The 7,011-nt window shown below is 74.2% G+C and carries 10 protein-coding genes; 8 read left to right on the top strand and 2 right to left on the bottom strand.

Going from position 1 to position 7,011, the window contains the following annotated elements; all coding sequences use genetic code 11:
• Positions 1 to 292: 292 nt before the first annotated feature.
• Entirely contained in the window at positions 293 to 1,090 is a 798-nt protein-coding gene (locus QZ433_RS13410; RefSeq protein WP_295784404.1) for an alpha/beta hydrolase, read from the bottom strand.
• 56 nt (positions 1,091 to 1,146) lie between these two features.
• On the opposite strand from QZ433_RS13410, the gene QZ433_RS13415 reads away from it, so the two are divergent.
• From QZ433_RS13415 to QZ433_RS13440, 6 genes are all read left to right on the top strand, one after another.
• The gene (locus QZ433_RS13415) at positions 1,147 to 1,713 is read left to right on the top strand and encodes a mismatch-specific DNA-glycosylase (RefSeq protein ID WP_295784405.1); all 567 of its coding nucleotides are present in this window, start codon (positions 1,147 to 1,149) and stop codon (positions 1,711 to 1,713) included.
• Entirely contained in the window at positions 1,710 to 2,192 is a 483-nt protein-coding gene (locus QZ433_RS13420; protein WP_295784407.1) for a DUF2809 domain-containing protein, read from the top strand. The genes QZ433_RS13415 and QZ433_RS13420 overlap by 4 nt, the downstream gene beginning before the upstream one ends.
• A 45-nt stretch (positions 2,193 to 2,237) precedes the next feature.
• Positions 2,238 to 2,534: a DUF1905 domain-containing protein gene (locus QZ433_RS13425; protein ID WP_295784408.1), complete on the top strand. Its 297-nt coding sequence runs from the start codon at positions 2,238 to 2,240 to the stop codon at positions 2,532 to 2,534.
• A gap of 5 nt (positions 2,535 to 2,539) precedes the next feature.
• Positions 2,540 to 2,992, top strand: coding sequence for an A24 family peptidase (locus QZ433_RS13430; protein ID WP_295784410.1), 453 nt, complete (start codon positions 2,540 to 2,542; stop codon positions 2,990 to 2,992).
• Positions 2,993 to 3,107: 115 nt separating this feature from the next.
• Positions 3,108 to 4,142, top strand: a complete 1,035-nt coding sequence (locus QZ433_RS13435) for a YhjD/YihY/BrkB family envelope integrity protein (protein WP_295784413.1) — start codon at positions 3,108 to 3,110, stop codon at positions 4,140 to 4,142.
• Positions 4,135 to 4,956: an NAD(P)H-hydrate epimerase gene (locus QZ433_RS13440; protein WP_295784414.1), complete on the top strand. Its 822-nt coding sequence runs from the start codon at positions 4,135 to 4,137 to the stop codon at positions 4,954 to 4,956. The genes QZ433_RS13435 and QZ433_RS13440 overlap by 8 nt, the downstream gene beginning before the upstream one ends.
• On the opposite strand, the gene QZ433_RS13445 is transcribed toward QZ433_RS13440, so the two are convergent.
• Complete coding sequence (locus QZ433_RS13445; RefSeq protein ID WP_295784416.1) at positions 4,944 to 5,699, bottom strand: glutamine amidotransferase; 756 nt, start codon at positions 5,697 to 5,699, stop codon at positions 4,944 to 4,946. The two genes, QZ433_RS13440 and QZ433_RS13445, sit on opposite strands and share 13 nt — an antisense overlap.
• A 68-nt stretch (positions 5,700 to 5,767) precedes the next feature.
• Between QZ433_RS13445 and QZ433_RS13450 the strand changes: the two genes are divergently transcribed.
• Together QZ433_RS13450 and QZ433_RS13455 are read left to right on the top strand one after the other, a co-directional pair.
• A complete protein-coding gene (locus tag QZ433_RS13450) occupies positions 5,768 to 5,995 on the top strand; it encodes a response regulator (protein WP_295784418.1) in 228 nt (75 codons plus the stop codon).
• Positions 5,992 to 6,636 carry a CYTH domain-containing protein gene (locus QZ433_RS13455; RefSeq protein ID WP_295784420.1) on the top strand — a complete coding sequence of 215 codons (645 nt, stop codon included), beginning with the start codon at positions 5,992 to 5,994 and terminating at the stop codon, positions 6,634 to 6,636. Before QZ433_RS13450 ends, QZ433_RS13455 begins: the two co-directional genes overlap by 4 nt.
• Positions 6,637 to 7,011 lie beyond the last annotated feature (375 nt).

Below are 7,011 nucleotides of genomic sequence, written 5' to 3' on the forward strand. Positions count from 1 at the left end.
GGCAGTGGAACGGCAGCCGTGGCGGTGGCCTGTCGAGTGGCGACGAGAGTTCGGCCTCGGCGCAGATCCGCACGTGGGTCGGCCAGCACTGCTCCGTCGACGCGAGTGCGCCGTCGACCGTGTACGCCTGCGGGTGAGCAGCGGTGATCGCGAGCCGCGCGACGCGTTCCGGCCCGCGGCGGTGCGGCGTCCGGTGGTGCTGCCCGGGGTGGCTCGGCGCGCGGCACGCGGCGTCCGGGGATCCGGCCCGCGGCGGTCGGGCCCGACGGCGGCCCGGCTCACGGCGGTCGGGTCAGAGCGCCCGGGAGAGGAACTCCAGGCCCGTCTCGCGGAACGCCCGCGATCCCGGCGCGTTGACGTGGTGCCGCTTCGGGATGTCGGCGAACTCGCCGCGGGGGAGCAACCCCGCGAGGTGCGCGGACTGATCGTGGATCGGGTCGTCGGTGCCCGTCGCGATGAGCACCGGCTGCTGCGGAGGCGCGGTCGGGTCGGGATCGGTCTCGCCCAGGCGCATGCCCTCGGCGATCGCCACGAGCGCGCGCAGGTCGTTCCCCGGCACGCGCTCGGCGAGCGAGACGTACCGTTGCGTGGTGGCGTCCTCGACGGGCGTGCCGTGGTCGAGGAACGCGCGCGCCTGATCCACGCGCAGGCGGGCCAGCGGCCGGCCGTCCGGGATGCCGCCGAGAACCGCCCTCTCGACGTGCTCGGGGGCGTCGACAGCGAGCTGCCAGCCCACGCGACCGCCGAGCGAGTAGCCCAGGTAGCGCACCTGGTCGACGAGGTAGGTGTCGAGCACCGCGACCAGGTCGGACACGAGCGTCGGCATCGTGTACGCCGCGGCCTCGTGCGGCTTCTCGCTCTCGCCGTGACCGCGCTGGTCGACCGCGATCACGCGGAAGCCCGCCCGCAGCAGGTCGCGCACCCAGCCCGTGTTGACCCAGTTGTCGCGCGTGCTGGAGCCGAACCCGTGCACGCACAGCACGGGGTCGGCGTCGACGTCGCCCCACGAGTACGTGGCCAGACGCACGTTGTCGCCGACGATGACGGACTGCGCGGGGGGCATCTCGGTGAGGGCGGGGACGGCATCCATTCCTCCGATCCTGGCAGAACACCGAGGGGCGTGCCCGTAGTGGTCATAGTGGTCGTATGGGCTTTTCGCGCGCCGAGTTGGAATCGTTCCGGGATGCCACCATCCCCCCGCTCGTCGAGCCCGGGGTGCGGCTGCTGTTCGTCGGCATCAATCCCGGTCTGTGGACGGCGGCGACCGGAACGCCCTTCGCCCGCCCGGGCAACCGGTTCTGGCCGGCGCTGGTGGCGGCGGGGATCCTGCCCCGTCTGCCGCGCTACGCCGAGGCGCTGAGCGCCGACGATCGACGGATGATCTTCGACGCCGGCGTGGGGGTGGACAACCTCGTCGCGCGCGCGACCGTCCGGGCCGACGAGCTGTCCCGCGACGAACTCCGCGCCGGAGCGACCGCCCTGGCCGACCGCGTGACCAAGTGGCGACCGCGGGTCGTGGCCGTGGTCGGGCTGACGGCGTACCGGCAGGGCTTCGGGCATCCCCGGGCCGTGGCGGGGCGCCAGGACGACGGTATCGCGGGGGTGCCGACCTGGGTACTGCCGAACCCGAGCGGACTCAACGCCCATGACACCGTGGACACCCTCGCGCGCGCGTACGCGGGACCCGCCCGCGCGGCGGGGGTGCTCGCGTGAACGGCTCCGGTCGAGACGCCGTGTCGACGCGCACGCGGCGGACGGCCGCGGCGATCGCCCTCGCGGCGACGATCGCGGCGGGGCTCGCCACCCGCGCCGCCGCCGTCCCCGATCTGCTCGGCGACGTGGCCGGAGACGCGCTCTACACCGTCGCGGTGTTCGCCGGGGTGGTGCTGCTCGCGCCGCGTCTTGGTTCCCCGGTCGTCGGGGCGATCGCCGCCGGGTGGAGCGTCGCCGTCGAGCTGTTCCAGGCCACCGGCGTCCCGATCGCGCTCGCGGCGGTCTTCCGGCCGATCGCCCTCGTCCTCGGCACCGGGTTCGACGCGCGCGACCTCGTCGTGTACGTCGCGGCGGCGGTCGTGGCGGTGCTCGTCGACCTCGCCGCGGGATCGACCCGACGTGCCCGACGAGGGGCCGCACCTTTCCTCCCGACCCCGCCGCCGGGGCGATCGGCGGGGGAGGACGGGGACCCCGCGTGAGGCCCCGGGTATCGTGACCGGTCCAGCCGACGAGGGGAGCGGGCGATGCGCATACGGTTCGAGGGCGAGGTCTTCCGGTGGGAGGCGCGTTCCGACAGCGACTGGTACTTCGTCGCCCTTCCGCCCGCGCTCAGCGGTGACATCCGCGAGACGCAGATGTACCGCCGGGGCTTCGGCGGCGTGCGGGTCGAGGCGACGATCGGGTCATCGGCCTGGCGGACGTCGATCTTCCCGCAGGCGGGCGGGGTCTACGTGCTGCCGCTGAAGAAGGCCGTCCGCGACGCTCAGGGCATCGCCCCCGGCGGCGTCGTCGAGGTCGACCTGTTCGTGATCGACGCCTGAGCGCGATGGCCGCACTGCTCGCCGCCTGGGGGGTGCTGGCCGTGGCCGGGGTCGCGCTCGCCGTCATCGACATCCGCCGGCACCGCCTTCCGGATGCCGTGGTGCTCCCCGCCCTCGCCCTTTCGATCGCCCTGCTCGCGTTCGCCGCCGCGGCGCGCGACGAGCCCGCGCGCGCTCACGGTGTCGTCGAGGGAGCGGTCCTGGCCTTCGCGCTGTGCGCGGTCGTGCACCTGGCGCGTCCGTCGGCCCTCGGCGGGGGAGACGTCAAACTCGCCGCCCTCGTGGGCGCCCACCTCGGTTGGTTCGGCGTCGGGGCCGTGGCATCCGCTCTCGCCATGGCGAGCGTCCTGGGCGGGTGCGCGGCCGCGGGTGCCTGGCTCGCGGGCGCGCGCCGGGCGGATCTCGCGTACGGGCCGTATCTGCTGGGCGGGGCGTGGTGGCGGATCCTGCAGGGGTGAGCGATGGGGCGGCCCCGCGCTCGCCCGCGCGGGGACGCGGAGCTCTCCGTGTCGGGCACCGACGCGCCGGTCAAGCCCGCACGGGACCCGGTCACCCGGCGGATAGCCTGAGCCAATGGCCGACCTCATCCGTCGCGTCACCGCGTGGGCCCTGTCGCTCCGCATCGTGCGCGCCTTCCTCGTCTATTCGGGCGCCCGCGGTCCCGCGCTGGCCGACAGTGTCACCTATCGCACGCTGTTCAGCCTCTTCGCCGCGGTCCTCATCGGCTTCTCGTTCGCGGCGGTCTGGCTGTCGGGGAACCCCGACGCCCTCACCGCGCTCGAGAGGTCGGTCAACAACGTCGTGCCGGGTCTGGTCGGCCCCGACAACCTGCTCGACGTCAGCAAACTCGACGCCCCCCGCGAGTTCACGGTCGCGGGCGTCATCGGAACCATCGGTCTGCTCGGCGCGGCGATCGGTGCGATCGGCACGCTGCGCACGGCGCTGCGCCAGATCGCCGGGGTGACCACCGACGACACGCTCCCGATTCTCGTGATCGTGCGGAACCTCGCCGTCGCGGTCGGCATCGGCGTCGCCCTCGTGGGGGCCGCGGTCGTGACCTTCCTCGCCACGGCGGGACTGACCTTCGTGCGCGAACTTCTCGGGATCTCGGCCGACTCCTGGGTCAGCGCCGTCCTGACGTGGCTGCTCTCCACGGCCATCGTGCTGCTGCTCGATACCGCGGCCGTCGCCGTCGCCTTCGCCGCCCTCTCGGGGGTCAAGACCCGCCGCAGCACGCTCATCCGCGGCGCCCTGCTCGGCGGGGTCGGTCTGGTCGTGCTGCAGCAGCTGTCGGGTCTGTTCGTGGGCGGCGCGGGCAACAACCCCCTGCTGACGACCTTCGCCTCGCTCATCGCCCTGCTGCTGTGGCTCAACCTGTCGAGCCAGGTCATCCTGCTCTCGGGTGCCTGGATCACGGTCGCCACCGAAGAAGACCACGACCGCGTCAGGGCGAAGTACGGCGCCGCCACCCTGATCCAGTTCCGCGTGGCCCGCGCCGAGAAGGCGGTGCGCTCCGCGACCGGAGAGCTGGATGCCGCCCGCGCGGCCGAGAAGAAGGAGCGGGAGACCCTCGCGGCCGCGGCGCAGAAGGCCGCCGGCGATGCCTGAGTCCGAACCCTCTCGCCGGTCGGCCTCTCGACCCGGTGCGGCCGGGACCGCGACGGGGGCGATACCGGCGCCCGAACGCCGAGATGGCGCCGGCGCGCCCCGCGTCCCCGCCTACGAGGCCGATGCCGTCCGCGCCGCCGAGAAGCCCTCGCTCGCCGAGGGACGCCCGTTGATGCGCTGGGCCGCCTCGGCTCTCGCCGAGGTCGTGACCGCCGAGCTGCGCGAGCGACCGGGGGCCGTCCTGGTCGTCGCCGGTGCGGGCGACAACGGCGGCGATGCGCTCTACGCGGCGGCCGAGCTGTGCGCCGCGGCCGACCGCGTCGACGTGGTCCTCGTCCGCGACCGCGTGCACCGTGCCGCCCTCGAAGCGGCCACCGCCGCCGGGGCCCGCGTGCGGTCGACGTCCGAGGCGTGTGCCGACCTCGCCGACTACGCGGTCGTGATCGACGGCATCCTGGGCATCGGTCGCCTCGCCGACCGGCGCCTGCGCGGCAGCGCCCGTGCACTGGTCGAGCGGGTGCTGTCGTTGCCGACGCGGCCGCGGGTCGTGGCGGTCGATCTGCCGAGCGGTCTCGACCCCGACGACGGCTCCGCGGATGCCGCCGTCCTCCCCGCCGACGTCACCGTCACCTTCGGCGCGCTCAAAGCCGGTCTCGTCCGCGGCCGGGGTCCCGACCTCGCCGGCCGCGTGCACCTGGTCGATCTGGGCCTGGACGCTGCGCTCCGCCTCGCACGCCCCGCTCTCACGGCACCGCTCGATCTGGTGCGCGTGAGGACGCCGGGATCCGCGACCGCGGCGACTCAGCGCGCGTAGCGCTCGACGAACGTCCGCAGCAGCCGCGACGGAGCCGTCACCGGTGCGCGCCGCACCGCGGCGAGGGTGAGGTCGAGCTCATCGGGACCGAAGTAGCCGTACGAGGCGTACGCGTGGATGCGCGTGACGATGCCGTCGAGGTCGAGTTCGGGGTGGAACTGGGTGGCGTAGACGTTGCGCCCCAGCCGGAACATCTGCACGGGGCAGGTGGGGGAGGATGCCAACAATTCGGCATCCGGGGGAAGAGCGCTGATCGCCTCCTTATGACCGACGAAGGCGGCGAAGCTCTCGGGGAGTCCGACCGCGAGAGGGTCCTCGCGCCCCGCGGCGGTCAGGCTTACGTCGACGACGCTGATCGGCTCGGCGAAGGTCCCGTCGATCGGGGCTCCCAGGTGCGTGCCGAGGGTGCCGACGCCGTAGCAGGCGCCCAGAAACGGCGTGTCGCGAGCGACGACCTCGGCGACGAGGTCCGCCATCTCGGCCTCGACCCGACGCTGCACGGCCGACTTCTTGTCGAGGGGGTCCGAGGCGTTGAAAGGGCTCCCGCCGACGAGAACGCCCGACACCTGATCGAGGTCGAGCGCAGGCAGCGGGTCGCGCTCGAGGCGCACGCGCACGAGCCGCTCGGGCGGGAGCCCGGTGTAGCGCAGGAAGAGCGCGTACTCCTCGTCGGCCGGCCGGTCCTCGGCCAGTGTCGCCAGGAGGACGAAGGGGCGGTCGCCGGGGAGTTCCGTCGCAGTCACCCGAGCGATTCTAGGTCAGCGGTGTCAAGGCGCCGGGTGCGGCGGCACCCGCGGTCTACGCTGGCGACATGGCTATCGCACGACTGACCGGAGGCCCGCTCGACGGGCAGGTCATCCCCCTCGAGAACGACTCCGACGACACGCTGATCATGCCCTACAGCGAGGGCCAGCTGGTCTACCGCCGCCAGGGCGAGGCGACGAACACCGGGGATGCCGACGGCCCCACGCAGAGCGTTTTCGCGTACGCCGAAGAGACCGAGGACATCACCCCCGACGGCTACGGGCGCGACGATTGAGCGCAGTCCCCGCGGGCGGGTCGAGCGTCGAGGTCGAGAAGAAGTACGACGTCGACGCCGACACGCCCCTTCCGGACTGGTCGACGCTGCCCGGGGTAGAGCGCGTCGGCGACGCTGAACCGCGCGACCTCGACGCCCGCTACGTCGACACCCCCGACGCCGCGTTGGCGCGAGCCGGGGTCGCGGTGCGCCGTCGCCGTGGCGGCCCCGACGAGGGCTGGCACGTGAAGGGCCCCCTCGAGGGCGGCGGTCGCCGCGAGACGCAGTGGCCGTTGGGCGACGTGACCGACGACGACGCCGACCCGGTGGTTCCCGAGGCGATCCAGGATGCCGTGTCCTCGCTCGCGCGCCCGCCCTTCGTGCCGCTGGCCCGGGTGCGCAACGCCCGCACGGCGTACGCCCTGCTCGACGCCGAGGGCCGCGAGGTCGCCGAGTTCGTCGACGACCGTGTCCGCGCCCGCGACGAACGCCGCGGTGCAGAGTCGTCCTGGCGAGAGTGGGAGGTCGAGCTCGGCCCTGCCGCCCCCGCCGACGACGACGGACGCGCCGCGTTCTTCGCCGCCGTCGACGAGGCCGTCTTCGCCGCCGGCGGTCGGCCCGCGGCATCCGGCTCGAAACTGGCGCGCGCCCTCGGTCACTGACCCGCGCGCCCGCCCGCCCCGCGCCCACCCGCCCCGCGCTGCGCCCATCCCACCCGCGAGACGGCGTTTCGCTGACAAATCGGTTGCAGGATGTCGCCGAGTTGTCAGCGGGATGCTGTTTCGTGGCGCCGCGCGCGCTTCGCGCCCGGCCGCGGCGCGCTCGCGCGTGCCGGGCCCGTGCGCCGTTCGCTCGGCTCGGCGATCGCGCGAGACGGCGTTTCGCTGACGAATCGGTTGCAGGATGTCGCCGAGTTGTCAGCGGGATGCTGTTTCGCGGCGCCGCGCGCGAGCCCGCGACGCGGGCGCCGCGAGCGCGCGCCCGGGCACGCGGCGCCCGCGACGCACGAAGGCCCGCCCGGGAGTGCCGGGCGGGCC

This window comes from uncultured Microbacterium sp. (genome assembly GCF_913776565.1).
In the GTDB taxonomy this organism is placed as follows: domain Bacteria; phylum Actinomycetota; class Actinomycetes; order Actinomycetales; family Microbacteriaceae; genus Microbacterium.

What these genes read in the sequence shown, in the direction of transcription:
- QZ433_RS13410 (WP_295784404.1), bottom strand. Translation starts at nt 1,090, where the DNA reads ATGGATGCCGTCCCCGCCCTCACCGAGATGCCCCCCGCGCAGTCCGTC.
- QZ433_RS13415 (WP_295784405.1), top strand. Translation starts at nt 1,147, where the DNA reads ATGGGCTTTTCGCGCGCCGAGTTGGAATCGTTCCGGGATGCCACCATC.
- QZ433_RS13425 (WP_295784408.1), top strand. Translation starts at nt 2,238, where the DNA reads ATGCGCATACGGTTCGAGGGCGAGGTCTTCCGGTGGGAGGCGCGTTCC.
- QZ433_RS13430 (WP_295784410.1), top strand. Translation starts at nt 2,540, where the DNA reads ATGGCCGCACTGCTCGCCGCCTGGGGGGTGCTGGCCGTGGCCGGGGTC.
- QZ433_RS13435 (WP_295784413.1), top strand. Translation starts at nt 3,108, where the DNA reads ATGGCCGACCTCATCCGTCGCGTCACCGCGTGGGCCCTGTCGCTCCGC.
- QZ433_RS13440 (WP_295784414.1), top strand. Translation starts at nt 4,135, where the DNA reads ATGCCTGAGTCCGAACCCTCTCGCCGGTCGGCCTCTCGACCCGGTGCG.
- QZ433_RS13450 (WP_295784418.1), top strand. Translation starts at nt 5,768, where the DNA reads ATGGCTATCGCACGACTGACCGGAGGCCCGCTCGACGGGCAGGTCATC.